The organism is Nitrospira sp. NS4 (genome assembly GCF_049546785.1).
Lineage (GTDB): Bacteria > Nitrospirota > Nitrospiria > Nitrospirales > Nitrospiraceae > Nitrospira_D.
Window position 1 is genome coordinate 786593 of the sequence record NZ_JBMWAN010000001.1, and the last position, 16723, is coordinate 803315.

Consider the following 16723-nt stretch of genomic DNA (forward strand, 5'->3'; position numbering starts at 1 on the left):
AGGCAAGAGGTACGAGGCAAGAGGCCGGGGGAAAAACAGCAAGGGCAGGAGGCAACGGGCGGCACTTCTACCTGCCCCTCGCCTCTTGCCCATCGCCTGCAAACTTACTTCACTTCGGACAGATGCGTCACAGCCCCTTCAGCATGCTTGGTGGCCACCTCGACATGACCGGCCTTCCCATGCTCGACGGCTTCCTTCAGGTGCTTGACCCCTTCATCCAGATGCGGATCTTTCACATCCTTCTGTGCCGCTTCGGCATGATGAAGCGCGCCTTCCGCATGCTTCACCAAGGCATCGCCATGCCCCTGCTTGCCATGGGCGACGGCTTCCTTCGCATGTTCAATGGCTTCAGCCACGTGCTTATTGTCGGCCAGCGCAAGCCCGGTCATCATCGGACCGGCAACCAGCGCGCCCACTGCCGCCATAACCAGTACCCCGTAACGAAACGTGCTGTTCATAATGGCCTCCCTGAGGGTTGGATGTCGTCGCACAAAAATACGGCTATAAATAATTGCTTTGCTGAACTCACCTTACATAGCGTGTTTTTGCCTGTCAAGAAGGCCGGGCCGCCTCATTGAATCCCAGAATCTTCTGCAATCCCTGAATGTCCTTTTCTACAGGACAGGCAAAGTCCCGGCTCCACTCCCACCAGGATCCGGGATAATTCCGGATCGTTTCATAGCCGGCCAATTTCAAAATGAAGTAGAGCCACGCCGACCGAACGCCGCCGGTGCAGTAACACACCACCTCCTGCGACGGCTGCACGCCCTTGTCTTCCAGCGACTCTCGAATCACTGCCAGATCCTTCACCGTCGCATCCTTGTTGAGAAACGTGTTCCACGGCACAAGGATCGCGGAGGGAATGTGCCCGGGCCTCGGAATACCCGAGATTTCCTTCCCGAGATATTCCTCCAGACTGCGCGCATCGAGCACAGCCGTCTGCGGGTGCGGTTGCCGGACGATCAGTTTCAATTCGTCTTTGGTCATCATCACCCGCTTGACCGGCGCTGCCGTGAAGGTGCCGGGCTTGGGCTTCTCAAGGCCGTGGCTGAAGGGGCGCTTCTCCGCCGTCCACTTCACCCACCCGCCGTCGAGGACCTTGAGGTTCTGATGGCCGAGATATTCGAGCATCCAGAACATGCGGCCCTCGTCGCCCCAGTTGTCGAAGGGATTGGAGTAGATGATGACCTCGCTGTCGTTGCTGATCCCCAGCGCGCGCAGCCGCTGCTCGATCTGCGCGACGTCGGGATTGAGGAGCCCTTTGGGGATGGCGTTGGGATCGCTGTATTCATGCCAGGTGGAATGGACCGCCCCCGGAATATGGCCGCCGAATTCGTAGGCCGACCGGCCGCGGACGTCCAGAATCACGAGGCCCGGCTGGTCCAGACGCTGCTGCAAGGTTTCGGTGTCGATGAGCAGTGGATGTGTCATGATGTTCCTTGTGTAATGAACCGTTTACCGTCAGCTCGCTTTGCAACTTCCTCCGTCCTGCTGACGGCTGGTTGCCGATTGTCGATTGCTCTCGCTCAGCGCCGCTGCGAGCGCGCCGGACAACGGGAAGTCCCGTTCATAAATCACGAACCGATAGGGATCGTTCCCGGTCAGACCATACTTGGTTTCGAGCATCTTGTGCTGGCCGTCCGTGAGAATGTGGTACTGCACCCGCGCCTTGAGAATCAAGCCCTCTGATGCGGCCGGCACCTGATAATCAAACCGGTATTCCCGGCTCGCCAGCGGCAAGAGGCGGTTGTCATAGAGTTCGATGATGGCCGGCTGCCAGAGAATCCAGCGGCCCATCGTCGAGCGCTGCTCCTTCAGGACCTTCTTCTGCGAGTCCTCCACCGAAAACTCCACGGTGAAATGCCGGTCGGGATCGCCCGTGGGAATCTTATGGCCGGCGCCCGCGTTGATCAGCGTGAGGGTAAAGGCCACCGGCTCACCCGGCTTCGGATCAGGCGGGTCGGCCTTCACCTGCACGGCCACCGCCCGCTGAATCATGTCCGGATCGTGCCCCCCGCGCCACAGATGCTGGCGGCCCCGGCGGATCGGGCTGTCCGTCGCCACCGGCCGGTCGATCTCGGGCATATGACAACTCTGGCAGATGAACCCCCGCTCCTGCATAAAAAACTTGCCTTCGTACTCGGCATAGGTCCCGCAGGGTCCAACATTGTAGAACTGCGCCGGGCCCGACACCACATTGTGGCAGCGCTGACAGACCTGCGTGGTGCGAAAATTAGGATCGAACTTGGTCGGATGGGGGGCCGCTGAATCTTCAAACGGGCCATAGATGACGCCATCCCGCACATGGCAGGCCGCACAGGTGATTGCCTCTTTTTGATAGGCGGGATCGTAGTGCGGGTTGGGTTCCTGGACGGCTTTTTCAACGCGTCCTCTCGGGATCTCTTTGACCAGGGTGGGCTGTTGATTTTCAAGAGGCGTGTGGCAGTTCAGACAGACCCAGATATTTTTGTCCTTCTTCCAGTAGGCCTGGAAAAACGGATCTTCATAGGCATGGGCATGGATGCTGGTCTTCCATTCCTCATAGATCTCGCGATGGCACTGGCCGCAGGATTCCGCGCTGAGGCTTGTCAGCCCCTCGGGTATTTTTTGGAAAGGAATGGCATGGGCATACTCATCGCGTAGCCCGAAGATCACGACCGGCTTGATTTCGGTGTAGTAGACATAGATCGCCGCCGCAAGTATCACGAGGCCGAGGGCGATTTTGATTCCGCGGTTCATGCGTCCAACAGGGCCTGGATGTGGGCCTCAACAGAAGCCGCCAAGGCCGTGAGGTTGTACCCGCCTTCAAGCGACGAGAGCACGCGCCCCTGCGCATGCCGCTTCGCGATCCCGGTTACAATCCCCGTGAGATCGCGGTACCCCTCCTCGGTCAGTCCCATGCCGGCCAGGGGATCGTCTTTGTGCGCGTCAAAACCGGCTGAGATAATCACGAAGTCCGGCTTGAACTCATCTGCCGCCGGCACCAGGACATCCTGAAAGATCCTGCGGTACTCCTCGTCTCCCTCGCCCGCCTCCATCGGCACATTGATCGTGTGGCCTTCGCCGGCCCCTTGCCCTCGTTCCGATTCACGACCGCTGCCCGGATAGTGCGGATATTGATGGGTGCTGAAAAAGAGCACCGAGGGATCATCCTCAAAACTGTGCTGGGTGCCGTTCCCATGATGGACATCCCAATCGACGATCAAAACCCTGGCGAGCCCATGCTTCTTCTGCGCATAGCGTGCGGCGATCGCCACATTGTTGAAGAGACAGAACCCCATGGCACGGTTGGCTTCGGCATGGTGGCCGGGCGGCCGCACGGCACAAAAAACATGATCGACCTGCTGCTGCACAATGGCATCGACCGCCGCCAACGCCCCGCCGGCCGCCAGATAGGCCGCGGTCAACGAGCCCGGGGACATCGAGGTATCGGGATCGAGCGAGACCCGACCGCTGGCAGGGGCATGTTTTGCCAGCGACGCGACATAGCTTGAGGTGTGAACCTGCGTGATCCACTCGTTTTCAGCTTTTCTCGGTTCGATCTTGGTCAGCCGGGCCATGGTTCCGCTCTGCTCCAGCTGCTGCATAATGGCTCGCAGCCGGCTGGGCGATTCGGGATGGCCCAGGCCCATATCGTGCTCGAGGTAGGCCGGATGATAAACGAGGCCGGTTTTGCCCATGACAGAATCCGTGAAGCGTGAAACGTGAAGCGTCGCTCGCAATCAACGAGACCCGCTTCACGAGAGACGAACGACGCCGTCAGATTAGCACGCAGCCAAGAGCATAGACAACGAGCGTTCGCCGCTGCTATCGTCGATTCAACTGGAGGACGACATGCCCAATCCACGCATCGAACCGCTGAAGAGAGTGCTCGCGATCGAACCGACCGACGACGTGGCCTGGTTCGGTCTCGGCAAAGCCTATATGGAAGATGGAAACTTCGAGGAAGCGGCCAAGGCCCTGCAGCAATGCATCACGGTGAAACCCACCTACTCTGCGGCCTACTATGCGCTCGCCCAATCGCTCCAGAAACTGAGTCGCATTGACGAATGCCGGACGATCTGTGCAACCGGCATCGACGTCTCCACAAAAAACGGCGACGCGATGGTGACGAAGAATCTGGAGATGTTGAGGGGAACTCTGGCGTAGCGATCCTATCACGCTCCCGTTCACGGCTCACAGGACCTGGTAAAACGCCTCGTCTTGTCTTGCACTGAGCGGAGCGATCGTGCCGGGATTGCGAATCAACAACCGGGCGCGCGGTTCGCTGCGTCGATGCTTGGGCCGCTCGACCAACTCGACATTCGCCAGTCTCGTCCCCGCCTTCGACGGCAACGGCTCGACATCCCAAAGAGAAATCATCACGGCGCTGAGCGAGCGCAGCCGCGTGAGCAAGACCGTCACCGATCCGGCGAGGGTCTTGAGATCCAGCCAGATGGCGTCAGGCCGGGTGGTTTTCTCGCCCTGCAGGTCGGCCCGTGGGATGGAAATGCTCAGGATCACGGGGTCGCAGTAATCGGCGAGCTGTTTGGCCTTCTGCTGAATGCGGGCGAGAATCCGATGGATGAGGATAACACCGCGATCCTCTTCGTCTCCGAGCGCTTCGTCCGCTATCAAGCCACGCAGGGGAAGCCGCTGCCGCTCGGCCGACCCCACCATGGCCGTCACTTCTACGAAGAAACGTTCCGCCCCCAGGCGGCATTCCAGGTCAGCGGTCCTCGCCTGCGACTCCGGCAGGAAGTTGACGCGCACCCCCACGCGGATCAACTGCGTGGCGAGTTCAAGTTCCGCCAGGGCAGATTCCCGCACCCCATAGTCGTAATGCAGCAGACGATCCACGAGACGACCGAGCCGGAGATGGCTCGATTGATCGGCACAATGCCGATGCAGGGACGACCACCGGTCTTCGAGCTCGCGCGAAAGCCCCTGCTCTTCCCGCTTCCAGGCAGGGATGGGCGCGCGCAGCCCTTCCCGCAAATGGGACACCAGCTTGACGGTCTTTCGCGGGCGAAATCGCGCCATAGTAACTTCCGTCATTCGTCTCTCGTGAAACGCACCTCGCCCGAAAGGACCATGCCCGGAAAGCTGGCACGGTTCACCCCTCAGATTGCGAGGAACGAGCGACGCTTCACGAACACCGGGCTCTAAACCGGCTCAGCCCCCTCGTCATCCGTGGAGGTGTCGCCCTGCGGCTCTGCCTTCTGCCTGTCCAGTTCTTCGTAGACTTCGTCCAGCCACCGCCCGGCGCAACCGAGGATTTCACGTACCAGCGGCTCGGGCTGGCCGGTCCTCTTCATCGTCCACTGGCAGACATACTCCAGCAGGATACTCCGGTCGAAGCGTTGCGAACTGTGGGTCGCAAAATCGGCCAACTCACCCAGACCGGTTTTGACAATTCCCGCGACCGTATCCCGCCCATAGGATGTGCTGGCGGTCACATATTGGATCGCCCGATTGATTTCTTGTTCCGTCATGTTCCCCTCTTACAACCTACCGGATTATAGCGTGACGGACGGCTCCAGCTACAGTTCAGTTTTTCTCTCTTTCCAAAACGCGGCAATGGTATGATCGCCGGCATTCAACTCGCGAAGGAGCAGAGACCAATGGCAACAAAAACTTCCTCAAAACGCACAGCCCATAAAAAGACGACCCGCCCGGCGAAATCCGCAATTCCAGACCGTTGGAACTTGAGCCACCTGGCGGAAGATCCGGTTCGCACGGTCGACACCCATCTGGGCGCGATCGAACGCCTCGTCACGGATTTCGAATCGAGCCGCCCGGCCTTGAGCCCGACAATGGACGTGGCCGCGTTTCAATCCTTGCTCGACCTCAGCCAATCGATTACCCAACAGTCCTCCCGACTGAGCGCCTATGCCTATCTCTGGTTTTCCGAAAACACGAAAAATCTGCAGGCCCGCTCGTTCAAAACCAAAATCGAGGAACGCCTCACGGAGCTCAGCAATCGGCTTCTCTTTTTCGATCTCTGGTGGCAGACGGTCGATCAGGCAAACGCCGAACGCCTTATGAACAGCTCCGGCGACCTGCGATACCACCTCGAAACGATTCGCCGCTTCAAGCCCCATACGCTGACGGAACCGGAAGAGAAGATCATTAATGTGAAAAATGTCACCGGCCGCAGCGCGGTTCATACGCTTTACGACGTGGTCACGAACGGATTCACCTTTACCCTCACCGTGAAGGGCAAAAAGAAGCAGCTCTCACGGGAGGAACTCACGCCGTATGTCCACAGCCAAAACCCGCGTGTCAGAGAGGCCGCCTATCGCGAACTCTACCGGGTCTATTCGTCCCATCACGACCTGTTGGGAGAAATCTATAAGACGCTGGTCAACGATTGGAAATCCGAGAATCTGCATCTGCGGCACTTCACGTCTCCCATTGCCACCAGAAATCTCGGCAACGATATTCCGGATCGGGCGGTCGACGTCCTGCTCGAGGTCTGCCGGAACAATGCTGACGTCTTTCAGCAGTATTTCAAGCTGAAGGCCCGGTTGTGCAGGATTAAGCCGATGAACCGGTACCATATCTATGCCCCGCATCGAACCGAGCAGAAATCCTACCGATACGCCGATGCCGTCCGGATGGTGCTGGAGGCCTATCGCGGGTTTTCTCCGCGTCTCGCCGAGCTGGCGGAACGGGTCTTTCACGAGCAGCACATTGATGCCCCGACAAGACCGGGAAAAATCGGAGGCGCCTATTGCTATAGCGTCGTCCCCGGCATGACGCCCTATGTTCTCCTCAACTTCACCGGCGAAGCTCGCGATATCGCGACGATGGCCCACGAGCTCGGCCACGCCGTCCACGGCATGCTCGCCGAACATCACTCGGTCTATACCTTCCACTCCACGCTCCCGCTGGCGGAAACCGCCTCGGTATTCGGCGAACGCATTCTCTCCGACGCCCTCATGGCGCAGGAGCAGGACAAGCGGGTCCGGCAGGGCCTGCTGCTCGGCCAGCTCGATGACATCTACGCGACCGTCCTGCGCCAATCCTACTTTGTCCGGTTTGAAAATCAGGCCCATGGCATGATCGCAAACGGCGCCACGGTCGACGACCTTTCTCAGACCTACCTCGCGGAGCTGCGGCAGCAATTCGGCAAGGCCGTCAAAGTGCCGGACGAGTTTCGCTGGGAATGGCTCTCGATTCCCCACCTCTTCGCCAGCCCTTTCTATTGCTACGCCTACAGCTTTGGCAATCTGCTGGTGCTGGCCCTCTACCGGATGTACAAGGAGGAAGGCGCCGCCTTCGTCCCCAAATACCTTGATCTCCTTGCCACCGGCGGATCGCAGTCGCCCCGGGACATCCTGGCCAAAGTCGGCGTCGACATGACAGCCGAACGGTTCTGGCAATCAGGCTTTGACACGATCCGGGATATGGTGCGGGAGCTGGAACAGACCATGGCCTGACCCAAACCTTCCTTCTCCGGCTCCGGGAAGATCGCGGATAAAACCTTTTAGCGATGGCTTGACAGCATCCGGAGGCGAGCGTATACTCATTGAAGTTGAGAACAGTTATCAGAATCGATCTAGTCGGACAACGACGGAGGATTCGCCACGATGTACATCTGTCTCTGTAACGGCATCACCGAGTCAGAAGTTCGAGAAGCAGGGCGTTCCGGCCTGGTCACCCCCTGCCAGCTCAAAGCGAAGTTCGGGCTGAAGAAGAAAGGATGTTGCGGCCGCTGCGCCAAGAACGTCCAGGAATTTGTTGCCATCGCGCAAAAGGGGTGTTCGATCGCTTCTCCTTCCGGCTAACCCGCGTCGCACGCCGCCTCCCGTTTGCGACGCTCCTGCCACCTGGCTTAAGTGACAGAGAGAAACCCGCTGGCGCCGATGCCCGCAACATCGGGAATACCTCATTCATTTCTTTGTGGTTCTAAAAAGAAGTGAGAACGGACTATCGAGCCGAATGGCCCCGAACGAGCTTCGCGACTTCGGCCACCCGCTGACCTAGCGTACGGGCATCGGCCAGCTCCTTGTTGTCGATGCCGGGACTGTCGCCTTCCGTGGTGGCGGACGCGCCGAACGCCCCTCCTCCGCTGACGACGATCATCTGATTGCCGAGCATCGCCGCAAGGATAGTCAGCATCGTGACTTCTTTGCCGCTGGAGAGTTGTCCTCCGGTGGCAAAGGCCGCGCCGACCTTATTCTTCATTTTGAACTCGGGGAAGACGCCGAACTTGAACTGCCAGTTATCGAAAAACGTCTTCACTTCACCGGCCATATTGGACCAATAAACCGGTGAACCGACCACGACCGCATCGGAGGAAAACAAGTCCTCCGCCGTCACCTGGCCGACTCGCTTCAGCATGACCTCCGTCCCGGGGACGCTCTTCGCCCCTTCCGTCACCGCTTCGGCCATCCGCTCGGTATTGCCGGAGCGCGAATGGTAGGTGACCAGCACCTTCACCAAGGGGGTCGGCTCTTCGGCGAAGGTCTCGCCGGAGCCGCCACCCGATATCACAAAAAAGACGCAGAAACACAGGGAGACAATGGAGCGGAATCGTGGACTGGAGCTGAGCGCAGGCAACATCGGCTCACAGGGAGCAGGACCGGGCGCGCAAGGCGGGCGCCGGGTCACCGACGAAACGTTTCCTCTTCCATCCGCTCTTCGACGGAGACGTCCGTGAGCGCCCCGCGGTAGTCGCACTTGTGGCAACGAACACGCCAGGCTTCGATCCATTTTTCCTGGACATAGGACTGGCGGCAATTCGGGCACACAAACACACCCTTGACGTAATGGACCTTCCGAACTTCTTTCATACGGGCCTCCTGGCTGATATGGCCGAGAATCGCACAGGTCTCTCCGGGAATGCAAGGCAGGCAAAACCTGATTTCTCCCCGTATTAACAGCATGCGACCATGCCTTGACTGCCGTCATGCCGGCCAGTACCATGCCCCCATGATGTCCCGCACTCTCATCGTCGGCCTCCTTCTCTTGGCTCTGACCACTCTAGGGGGCAGAGAAGCGATGTCTGCGCCGGCCGCCTCACAGCTGATTCGAGTCCAAACGCCGTCCGGCACTGTGATCCACGCCGAGGTTGCCGACACCCCGCAAAAGCGCGCCACGGGCCTCATGTACCGCGACCACCTGGAGAAGGACCACGGGATGCTGTTCTTCTTCGATCAGGCCCAGGAGTGGACCTTCTGGATGAAGAACACCAAGATCGCGCTCGATCTGATTTGGATGGACGCCAAGAAGCGCGTCATCCACATCGAACGCAACGTGCCGATCTGCACCAGAACGGACGACTCCTGCCCCCAGTACCGCCCGAACGAAGGCGCGATGTTCGTGCTGGAGATTGCCGCCGGGACTGTAGACGGGTTGAAGATCGAGAAGGGAACGAAGCTGCAGTTTCCGAATCCGTAAGATTCGTCGATAGGCCGGACCTTACTTTTCCTGCCACGCCCGAATACGCCGCGCTGAAATCACCCCGTCGATCCGTTCAATCGTCTTGAGCACCTGATTGATGTGCTTCGTGTCGTTCACCTCGACGACGAAATCCAGCACCGCTTTCCGATCTTCGCGGGTGGTGATCTCCGCCCGGCTGATGTTGGCATGACATTCGGCAATCGCCGATGAGACGTTGGCCAGCACGCCCGTCTTGTCCACCGCCATCACCGACACTTTCACGGGATGGAGGCCCGGCGTGCCCGTGTCCCAATCCACCTCCACCAGCCGTTCCCGATCGTAGTCGAGGGCTTCGAGGTTCGGACAATCCACCGAGTGAATCGTAAGGCCGCGTCCTCTCGTAATGTAGCCGAGAATCCGATCCCCCGGCACAGGATTGCAGCAGCGCGACAGATGCATCAACAGGTCCCGCGCGCCTTTCACTCGCACACCCTTGTCGTCCGCTTTCCCCCCCGGAACCTTGTGAGCCGGAGCCGGTGCCGCCACCGGCGCGGCCGCACCCGTTCCCGGCGAGGCGAGCCTGGCGACGATCTCCGCGGTGGCCACATGACCGAATCCCACGGCGGCAGTTAATTCGTCGACCGTGTCATACCCCGATTGACGAGCGACCTCCGCCCACTGCTCCGACTTCAACATCTGGGCCGGAGCGAGCCCGTGCCGGCGCAGTTCGGACTCCAGGAGGCGACGCCCGATTTCGAGGCTCCTCGCCTGCTCCTCGGATTTGATCCAATGTTTGATCTTGGTCTTCGCGCGCGAGGTGCGGACGAACTTGAGCCAGTCTTTGTGCGGGGTCTGATTGGGAGAGGTGAGAATTTCGACCGTGTCGCCGCTCTCGACCTGATGCTTTAAGGGGACAATCTTGCCGTTGACCTTCGCGCCCACACAGTGATCGCCGACTTCCGTGTGAATGGCATAGGCAAAGTCGATCGGCGTGGAGCCTTTCGGCAGTTCCTTTACGGTGCCCTTCGGCGTGAAGATGTAGACCACGTCATGGAAGAGATCCAGCTTAACCGAATCCATGAACTGCCGGTTATCCGGCAGATCCTGGTGCCATTCGACGAACTGGTGGAGCCAGCCGAAGGCCTTGCTGTCTTTCTCCGCCACCCGGCCCTGCTCCTTGTACTTCCAATGGGCCGCAATCCCGTATTCAGCCACCCGATGCATCTCATCCGTCCGGATCTGGAACTCCACATGCTCGCCCTTCGGTCCCACCACCGTCGTGTGCAGCGATTGATAGAGGTTGGATTTCGGGATGGCGATGTAGTCTTTGAACCGTCCGGGCAGCGGACGCCACAACGAATGGATGACCCCGAGCAGCGCATAGCAACTCATCTTCGTGTCGGTGATGATCCGCAAGGCCGTCAGATCGTACACTTCCTCGAAGGTAATATCCTGCTTGTTCATTTTCTGGTAGATGCCGTACAGATGCTTCGGACGGCCATACACCGTGCCCGGCAATCCGGCTTCGGCCAGCGCCTTTTCGACCACTTCCCGCACTTCCTGAATATATTGCTGCCGGTCCTCATCCCGTTTCGCGACGCGCACGCGCAACATCTCATAGACGTCGGGCTTGAGATGCTTCAGGCACAGGTCCTCCAACTCGTTCTTCACCCACCCGATGCCGATTCGGTTCGCCAACGGCGCATAGATCTCCAACGTTTCCTGCGCGATTTCCTGGCGCTTGGCCTCGCTCATGTATTCAAGCGTCCGCATATTGTGGAGACGGTCGGCCAGCTTGATGATGACGACGCGGATATCGTCCGCCATCGACAAGACCATCTTGCGGAAATTCTCCGCCTGTTTTTCTTCGGAGCTGCGGAACGTGATCTTGCCGATCTTCGTCACGCCATCGACGAGATGCACGACTTCCTTGCCGAACTCGCGTTCAAGTTCGTCCGGCGTCGCCACCGTATCTTCCAGGGTGTCGTGAAGCAGGCCGGCCACGACGGCCGCCACGTCGGTTTTGAGCAGCGTCAGGACCCCCGCGACCGCCACGGGGTGCTGCACATACGGCTCCCCCGATCGGCGCGTTTGTCCGGCATGCGCTTTCGCGGAAAAGTCATAGGCTTTCCGCACCAATCCCAGATCGGCATCCGGCTGGTAGCCGCGAACGCGTTCGAGCAATTGATCGATGTCGGTGACGGTTTCGTAGACCATCGTCGTCCTACCCGGTGGAGGTCGCGCGCATGTCCCTGATGCGCAACTGAATCCGGTCGTACCCGTTCCAATGGTTGAGCTCGGGCGTGAAGGCCAGATCGACGGGCGTCTTGAGCGACAGCCCCTGCTCCGCGAGCGATTTCATCCCGAATCCGATGCTGTCGAACGGGAGCGACCGCCCCTGCCGCACCGTCATCTTCAAATGCTTCTCGCCCACGACCCGTGCCTCCATGATCGCCAGCCCTTTCACCGCAAACATCGGCTCGGGATTCCCGGCTCCGAACGGATGGAGGCTGCCGATTTCCTGAATCAGCCGGAGATTCACTTCCTCCAGCGCGACTTCGGAATCCACGTGTAAGGTCGGGGTCACATTTCCCGTCAAGGCCCATTCCCCGGCCACCGCCGCAAAGCGGGCCTGAAACTCCGGCAGGCGGGCTTCCTCAATCGTCATCCCGGCCGCGCTCGGATGCCCGCCGAACGCCACCAGGAGATCCTTGCAAGCCGCCAGCGCCTGGTACAAATCGAACCCGGGGATCGTCCTGGCCGACCCCTTGCCGATGCCCTGCTCATTGATCGCCATGACGATGGCCGGACGGTGGAATCGTTCGACCAGCCGCGCCGCCACAATGCCGACCACCCCCAGATGCCATCGGCGGGATCCCAGCACAATCGCCGGGGGAATCTCGCCATCGCCCAATAACGCCAACCCCTCGCGCATGATCTCCGCTTCCAGATCCTGCCGCTGGCGGTTCAGCTGATCAAGCTCCTGCGCCAGCATCCTGGCTTCCACCTCGGACTCGGTCGTCAGGAGCTGCACCCCCTTGATCGCGTGGTCCATGCGTCCGGCCGCATTGAGCCTGGGACCCAGCTTGAAGCCGACGGTCTCCGCCGAACAGTCACGCGTGATGCCCGCCACCAGCTTGAGCGCGCGAATGCCGCACCGGGACCCGCGCGAGAGTTGCTGCAAGCCCGCACGGACAAACCCGCGATTCTCGTCCTGCAACGGCACCACATCGGCGATCGTCGAAAGGGCCACGAGATCCAGCAGCGACTCCAGCGCCACCGAACCGGGCCCATAACGCTGCTGATAGGCGTCGGCCACCTTATAGGCCAGTCCACCGGAACAGAGCCCGCGAAAGGGATAGCGCGCGTCGCGCCGATGGGGATTCATCACCGCCAACGCGGGCGGCATGTGCTCGTCGGTTTGATGGTGGTCCGTGACCAGGACGTCCATCCCAAGCTGCCTGGCCAAGGCAATTTCACGATGAGATGTCGTGCCGCAATCGGAGGTCACCAGGAGCGTCACGCCGTCGGCAGCCAGCGAGCGAATCGCCCCTTCGTTCAACCCATAGCCTTCGCGTATCCGGTGCGGCACATAGGCCCGGACATCGGCCCCCAGCCCGCGAAAAAACGAGAGATAGATGCTCGTCGCAGACATGCCGTCCACGTCATAGTCGCCGTAGAAACAGACGCGCTCGCCCTGCTGCATGGCATGGCGCAAGCGATCGATCGCCACCTCGATGTCAGGAATCAAAAAGGGGTCATGGGTGCGCAGCGGAGCCATCCAGGCCGTCGCTTCGTCCGCCGTGGTCACGCCCCTCGCGAGCAACAGCGAGGCCGTGGCCGGAGCGATGGAGAGGGCCTGGGCGAGAGCGGCTCGCCGGCCGGGATCGATATCACGAAAGACCCAGAGCTTCGACATCATCCTCGCCTTCGTGCAGGTCTCTGCCTTGAAATGAGCCGACTAATCGGATGAAACGGGATGGTAATGGCTCCCTATCCCTTTGTCAAACCGCACAAAAACGGACAGCGGAAGGGAGTTGGGACCAATCGACGAACGAACGACGGAGGTATGAAGACGGAGGAACGGGCGGGAAACAGAAAGGGGAGCGCGGACCGACGGTCCGCTACTCCCCTCCCTTTTGCACGTAGTTCTTGACGAATTCTTCGGCGTTCTTTTCGAGCACGTCGTCGATTTCGTCCACGAGCTTATCGATATCTTCTTTGAGCTTCTTGCCGGCCTCGACGACCTTGGGGTTCGCCTTGACCTCGTCCTTGGACTGGGGCTCTCGTTTGGGCTCCTGCTTACGCTCTTGTTTCTCCATCCGAGCACCTCCCGTGTATCAGGGAAACTCTCGTGGATCAGCCACCAGCGTGATCCCTGCGATCACCTTACCCCAGGGTTCTTTCAGCCGTCAAGCCGAGCGCAAAACCGTATCTCGTCACTCGTCTCGCGTCGTTCGTAGGCCAACGAACTTCCTCGCTTGCGAAATACGCTTCACGCTTCACGAACGACGCTATTTCACAATCAACGACACGATCAACAAGGCCACGATGTTGATGACCTTGATCATCGGGTTGATCGCCGGGCCGGCCGTGTCTTTGTACGGATCGCCGACCGTGTCGCCCGTGACCGCCGCCTTATGCGTATCAGTGCCTTTCAGGCCCTGTTCTTCGATGAACTTCTTCGCATTATCCCAGGCGCCGCCGCCGCTCGTCATCGAGATGGCGACAAAGAGGCCGGTCACGATGCTGCCGACCAACACGCCGCCGAGCGCCTGCGGCCCGAGGATCACACCGACCAGGATCGGTGAGATCACCGGAATGAGTCCCGGTATCATCATCTTCTTGATGGCCGCCTGGGTCACGATATCGACACAGGTGCCGTATTCGGGCTTGCCGGTGCCTTCCATGATCCCTTTGATTGTCCTGAACTGTCTGCGCACCTCTTCCACGACAAGACCGGCTGCCTCACCGACCGCTTTCATACAGAGAGCGCCGAAAATAAACGGCAACATCCCGCCCAGGAAGAGTCCGACCAGCACGGAAGGGTTCGACAGGTCGAACGTGCTCGCCCCGCTCCCTTTCCCGACCTCGCGCGCGTATTCGGCAAACAGCACCACCGCCGCCAGCCCGGCCGACCCGATCGCATACCCTTTGGTCACGGCCTTGGTCGTGTTCCCCACGGCATCCAGCGGATCGGTAATGTCCCGCACCTCTTTCCCGAGATGCGACATTTCAGCAATGCCGCCGGCATTGTCGGTGATCGGGCCGAAGGCATCGATGGCCACGACGATCCCCGCCATCGACAACATCGACACCGCCGCCACCGCCACGCCGTACAAACCACCCGAAGCCGCACCGCCACAAATCCAGTAACTACTCAGAATTGCAGCCCCGATAACCACCACCGGGGCGGCCGTGGACTGCATGCCTACCGCCAGACCGGCTATGATGTTCGTCGCATGACCCGTTTCGCTGGCCTTGGCAATGGCCTTCACCGGGGCATAGCTCTTGGAGGTGTAGTAATCGGTGATGAACACCAGCGCCAGCGTCACGGCCAATCCGATCAACGCCGCGATGTAGTAGCTCATGCCGCTGACACCACCAACACCTTCCATAATCATATTCGTGATCGGAAAGAACGCGACCGCCGCGATCCCGCCGGCCACGAACAGGCCCTTATACAGCGCCGTCATGATCTCGCCGCCCGGGCTGACTTTCACGAATAGCACTCCAATGATCGTGGCGAAAATCGTCACCGCGCCCAACGCGAGCGGATAGAGAATCGGCGCACTCGCGCCCTTGAACAGCGTGAAGGCCAGCACCATCGCCGCCACGGTCGTCACCGCATAGGTTTCAAAGAGGTCGGCCGCCATACCGGCGCAGTCGCCGACGTTGTCGCCCACATTGTCCGCGATCACCGCCGGGTTGCGTGGATCGTCTTCCGGAATCCCCGCCTCGACCTTGCCCACGAGGTCCGCGCCCACGTCCGCCGCTTTCGTATAAATACCGCCGCCCACACGGGCAAAGACCGAAATCAAGCTGCCGCCGAATCCCAGGCTGAGCAGCGCATGAATCGCCTTCTCCTGACCGGCCATCGACATGGCAATCGTATAGAAGCCGGTGATCGCCAGCAGCCCCAACCCTATCAACAAGAGCCCCGTCACCGCGCCGCCGCGAAAGGCGACCGTCAACGCGGCATTCATGCCATTGTGCGCGGCCTGCGCCGTCCGCACGTTGGCGCGCACCGCGATGATCATGCCGACATAGCCGGCCAGTGAGGACGCGCCGGCGCCGACCAGGAAGCCGATCGCCGTCAACAATCCGAATTTATCGGAGACCGCACCGGCTCCCAGGAGCACCACGAACAGGACGGCCGCCACCACACCCACCGTCTTGTATTGACGGTTCATGTAGGCGCCGGCCCCTTCCTGAATGGCCTTGGCAATTTCCTGCATCTTGGCGTTGCCGGCGTTCAGCTTGAACACCCACATCGCCAGATACAGGCCATAGGCAATGCCCGCTACTGCCGCAATCAATGCAAAGGAAACAATGGCTGAGTCGCTCACGGGATACCCTCCTAGTGGTTAAACGACCGTTGATGTCGCTCAATTCCCCGTGGCCTTCAACCCAACCGAAGGACAAACCTGAAAGGAGAAGTCCGCAGGGTGGTGCAGGTGCCGCTATGTCGCTAACTAGCCGAAAAACTGGGCCATTCTATAGAGGTGGTGGAAATGGATCAAGATGAAAAGAGGGGCTACGGGCGGCTTGTCAGTCGTTCGCGCACGCGGCACGCAGGATCTATCGGCTTTTGATCAGACGAATCCTTTGCCGGTTTGACCAGCAACGTCGAGCTGGGGGACTCCATCGAGTTCACTCAGGCTCACAGATCTTCATGAAGGACCACGTTGTTGAGAAACCCGCCGAGCTCTGGATTGGCATAGGTCCCAAAGGCGTCCACGATGACCCCTCGGGTGCCGTCGCTACTCTCGATGGCATAGACGACCGACATGTCCTCCGGATCGCTGGCTCCCTCGAACCGGTAGTGTTCCACGATCGTCAGCTCGTCAGCCTTAAAGGTTCTCCCGCTGTCGACGTCCCGGAACGCCTGATCGAGAAACTCAAAATTCGCGGTGAATCCTCTCTTCCGTAACTCCTCTATGGCTTCCGTCATGCTTGTGTAAGTTGCAACACTCATGGCTCACCTCCTGTCTTCCAATCAGGGTGGCCTCGCGGCTGTCAGCACCTCCTGATGCCTTCAACCCAGAGTTATTCGTAGCAGTCCGGAGGCCAGACAGCCCCTAAACATCATAGCGCCGCCTCCTGCCCCGAAGCCATGGGTGGATCGTGTGGG

General features: G+C 59.9%; 17 protein-coding genes. 4 read left to right on the plus strand and 13 right to left on the minus strand.

What is annotated here, in order from left to right; genetic code table 11:
- Nucleotides 1-104 precede the first annotated feature (104 nt).
- The 4 genes from smbP to ACO9S2_RS03465 form a co-directional block, all read right to left on the minus strand.
- Nucleotides 105-458, minus strand: coding sequence for a small metal-binding protein SmbP (gene smbP, locus ACO9S2_RS03450; RefSeq protein WP_423720497.1), 354 nt, complete (start codon nt 456-458; stop codon nt 105-107).
- A gap of 94 nt (nt 459-552) precedes the next feature.
- Nucleotides 553-1431, minus strand: a complete 879-nt coding sequence (locus ACO9S2_RS03455) for a sulfurtransferase (protein ID WP_423720498.1) — start codon at nt 1429-1431, stop codon at nt 553-555.
- A gap of 30 nt (nt 1432-1461) precedes the next feature.
- Entirely contained in the window at nt 1462-2739 is a 1278-nt protein-coding gene (locus tag ACO9S2_RS03460; RefSeq protein WP_423720499.1) for a hypothetical protein, read from the minus strand.
- Nucleotides 2736-3680, minus strand: a complete 945-nt coding sequence (locus ACO9S2_RS03465; protein ID WP_423720500.1) for a histone deacetylase family protein — start codon at nt 3678-3680, stop codon at nt 2736-2738. Before ACO9S2_RS03465 ends, ACO9S2_RS03460 begins: the two co-directional genes overlap by 4 nt.
- A gap of 154 nt (nt 3681-3834) precedes the next feature.
- Here ACO9S2_RS03465 and ACO9S2_RS03470 point away from each other — a divergent pair, with 154 nt between their 5' ends.
- Nucleotides 3835-4149, plus strand: a complete 315-nt coding sequence (locus ACO9S2_RS03470) for a tetratricopeptide repeat protein (protein WP_423720501.1) — start codon at nt 3835-3837, stop codon at nt 4147-4149.
- A 27-nt stretch (nt 4150-4176) separates the two neighbouring features.
- Here ACO9S2_RS03470 and ACO9S2_RS03475 read toward each other — a convergent pair whose 3' ends face one another.
- Both ACO9S2_RS03475 and ACO9S2_RS03480 read right to left on the minus strand, forming a co-directional pair.
- The gene (locus tag ACO9S2_RS03475) at nt 4177-5037 is read right to left on the minus strand and encodes a hypothetical protein (RefSeq protein ID WP_423720502.1); all 861 of its coding nucleotides are present in this window, start codon (nt 5035-5037) and stop codon (nt 4177-4179) included.
- Between the two features lie 107 nt (nt 5038-5144).
- Nucleotides 5145-5474, minus strand: coding sequence for a hypothetical protein (locus ACO9S2_RS03480; protein ID WP_423720504.1), 330 nt, complete (start codon nt 5472-5474; stop codon nt 5145-5147).
- A gap of 129 nt (nt 5475-5603) precedes the next feature.
- Between ACO9S2_RS03480 and ACO9S2_RS03485 the strand changes: the two genes are divergently transcribed.
- Together ACO9S2_RS03485 and ACO9S2_RS03490 are read left to right on the plus strand one after the other, a co-directional pair.
- Entirely contained in the window at nt 5604-7424 is a 1821-nt protein-coding gene (locus tag ACO9S2_RS03485) for a M3 family oligoendopeptidase (protein WP_423720505.1), read from the plus strand.
- A 150-nt stretch (nt 7425-7574) separates the two neighbouring features.
- Entirely contained in the window at nt 7575-7772 is a 198-nt protein-coding gene (locus tag ACO9S2_RS03490; RefSeq protein ID WP_423720506.1) for a (2Fe-2S)-binding protein, read from the plus strand.
- A gap of 142 nt (nt 7773-7914) precedes the next feature.
- Here ACO9S2_RS03490 and ACO9S2_RS03495 read toward each other — a convergent pair whose 3' ends face one another.
- Both ACO9S2_RS03495 and ACO9S2_RS03500 read right to left on the minus strand, forming a co-directional pair.
- Nucleotides 7915-8550, minus strand: coding sequence for a flavodoxin family protein (locus tag ACO9S2_RS03495; protein WP_423720507.1), 636 nt, complete (start codon nt 8548-8550; stop codon nt 7915-7917).
- A 44-nt stretch (nt 8551-8594) separates the two neighbouring features.
- Nucleotides 8595-8780, minus strand: a complete 186-nt coding sequence (locus tag ACO9S2_RS03500) for a hypothetical protein (RefSeq protein ID WP_423720508.1) — start codon at nt 8778-8780, stop codon at nt 8595-8597.
- Between the two features lie 208 nt (nt 8781-8988).
- Between ACO9S2_RS03500 and ACO9S2_RS03505 the strand changes: the two genes are divergently transcribed.
- A complete protein-coding gene (locus ACO9S2_RS03505; protein ID WP_423720510.1) occupies nt 8989-9387 on the plus strand; it encodes a DUF192 domain-containing protein in 399 nt (132 codons plus the stop codon).
- Nucleotides 9388-9408: 21 nt separating this feature from the next.
- Here the strand turns inward: ACO9S2_RS03505 and ACO9S2_RS03510 are convergent, their stop codons facing one another.
- The 5 genes from ACO9S2_RS03510 to ACO9S2_RS03530 form a co-directional block, all read right to left on the minus strand.
- On the minus strand, nt 9409-11586 hold the full coding sequence (locus tag ACO9S2_RS03510) for a RelA/SpoT family protein (RefSeq protein ID WP_423720511.1): 2178 nt from the start codon (nt 11584-11586) through the stop codon (nt 9409-9411).
- 7 nt (nt 11587-11593) lie between these two features.
- Nucleotides 11594-13291 carry a single-stranded-DNA-specific exonuclease RecJ gene (gene recJ / locus ACO9S2_RS03515; RefSeq protein WP_423720512.1) on the minus strand — a complete coding sequence of 566 codons (1698 nt, stop codon included), beginning with the start codon at nt 13289-13291 and terminating at the stop codon, nt 11594-11596.
- A 202-nt stretch (nt 13292-13493) separates the two neighbouring features.
- Complete coding sequence (locus ACO9S2_RS03520; protein ID WP_423720513.1) at nt 13494-13691, minus strand: ubiquitin-like protein Pup; 198 nt, start codon at nt 13689-13691, stop codon at nt 13494-13496.
- A 192-nt stretch (nt 13692-13883) separates the two neighbouring features.
- Nucleotides 13884-15938: a sodium-translocating pyrophosphatase gene (locus ACO9S2_RS03525; protein ID WP_423720514.1), complete on the minus strand. Its 2055-nt coding sequence runs from the start codon at nt 15936-15938 to the stop codon at nt 13884-13886.
- A gap of 314 nt (nt 15939-16252) precedes the next feature.
- Nucleotides 16253-16567 carry a phosphoribosylpyrophosphate synthetase gene (locus ACO9S2_RS03530; RefSeq protein WP_423720515.1) on the minus strand — a complete coding sequence of 105 codons (315 nt, stop codon included), beginning with the start codon at nt 16565-16567 and terminating at the stop codon, nt 16253-16255.
- Nucleotides 16568-16723: the final 156 nt, after the last annotated feature.